Origin of the sequence: Nitratidesulfovibrio oxamicus, assembly GCF_015731765.1 — a bacterium.
GTDB lineage: Bacteria > Desulfobacterota > Desulfovibrionia > Desulfovibrionales > Desulfovibrionaceae > Cupidesulfovibrio > Cupidesulfovibrio oxamicus.
Map to the genome: position 1 here is coordinate 1 of NZ_VRYY01000527.1, position 1,509 is coordinate 1,509.

Annotated in this window: 2 protein-coding genes; both read right to left on the reverse strand. The window is 73.0% G+C overall.

The features are described from left to right. Positions 1-628: TRAP transporter large permease subunit (locus FVW20_RS14930; RefSeq protein WP_196610225.1), on the reverse strand; the 628-nt coding region annotated here is incomplete at its 3' end. A gap of 1 nt (position 629) precedes the next feature. Then, a complete protein-coding gene (locus FVW20_RS14935) occupies positions 630-1,442 on the reverse strand; it encodes a TRAP transporter small permease (protein ID WP_231039140.1) in 813 nt (270 codons plus the stop codon). Between the last annotated feature and the right edge of the window lie 67 nt (positions 1,443-1,509).

Genomic DNA, 1,509 nt, shown 5'->3' on the forward strand with positions numbered 1-1,509 from the left:
CGAAGCGCCGTTCCGGCACCCGGCCCGTGCGCCGCGCCTCCACCACGCACAGGGCCACCAGCGACACGCCCATGAGCAGCCCCGGCAGCACCCCGCCCGCGAACAGCCGCCCGATGGAGGCCCCGGTCAGCGCGCCGAACACGATCATGGGGATGCTGGGCGGAATGATCACCCCTATGCACCCCCCGGCGGCCTGCACCGCGCCCGCCAGCGGGGCCGGATAGCCACGCCGGATCATGGCCGGTATGAGGATGGACCCCACCGCCGCCGTATCGGCGGCGGCGGAACCGGACACCCCGGCAAAGAACATGGCCGACACCACCGATACCGCGGCCAGCCCGCCCGGCAGGTGGCCCACCAGGGCATCGGCCAGGGCCACGATGCGCCGCGAAATGCCCCCGGCGGACATCAGTTCGCCCGCCAGCATGAACAGCGGCACGGCCAGCAGGGGAAAGGAATCGGCCCCGGCATACAGCCGCTGCACGGCCAGCATGGGCTCCAGCCCGGCGGGCATGGCCAGGCCCTTGGCCAGCACGGCGGCAAAGGCCGCCCCGCCCAGGGCCACGGCCACGGGAGCGTTGAGCGCGAACAGCAGCACCATGCCGCCGAACAGGATCAGGCCCACCATGTCAGCGGCCCTCCCGCGCGGGCGCGTCTTGTGCGGGGACGTCGGGCATCGTGAAGGACGCGGATGCGGTGGGGGATTCCGCGGACCGGAGCGGATCGTCCCCGGCACCGTCCCTGTTCCTGCCCCCGTCCCGCTCCGTCACACCGCACGGCATCGCTGCGTCGCCCGTGCCGACAGCGCCGTCAGTACCTGTAGGGCCGGGCCAGATATGGGCCAACAGGTCCGCCAGCCCATGCAGGGTCAGCAACGCGCCGCCCACGGGCACGGCCACGAAGACCACGGCCCGCGACACCCCAAGGGCCGCTGTCTGCTGCGGCAGCAGGAACAGGGCAAACCGCGCGCCGTGCCAGGCCACGGCGGCGAAAAAGGCCACGCACACGCACAGCACCAGCAGCCGCGCCCGCCAGGTCCACTCCGGAGAAAACCGCGCCACCAGCGCATCCATGCCGATGTGTGCCCGGCCCCGCCACGCCACCGACGCGCCGATGAAGGTCAGCTGCACCAGCAGGGCGCGGCCCAACTCCTCCGACCAGAACAGCGAATTGTTGAAGGCATAGCGAAACAACACCTGCACGATGAGCAACCCGGCCATGGCCAGGGTGGCCCCGGCCAGCCAGACGCGGGCCACGGCATCGCAACGCGCGGCCACGGCCAGCAGTGCCCGAGTGACGACGGGGCCTGCCCCCCGGCCCCCGCCGGAGCCTCCCGCCCCGTTGCCTTCGGCCCCGTTGTTCCCGGCCCGGTTGTTCCCGGCCCGGTTGGCATGGTCCACTGGTGCGGACGCGGACGATGCGGCGGCACGGCCCCCCATCATTCCGCCACCTGGCGTCCCACCGCCGCCAGCACGCGCGCCAGCATGTCGCGGGTGCGCGGGTCGGCAA

Bases quoted from the DNA above. Each gene is read 5' to 3' on its own strand.
- FVW20_RS14935 (WP_231039140.1), bottom strand. From the start codon at position 1,442: ATGATGGGGGGCCGTGCCGCCGCATCGTCCGCGTCCGCACCAGTGGAC.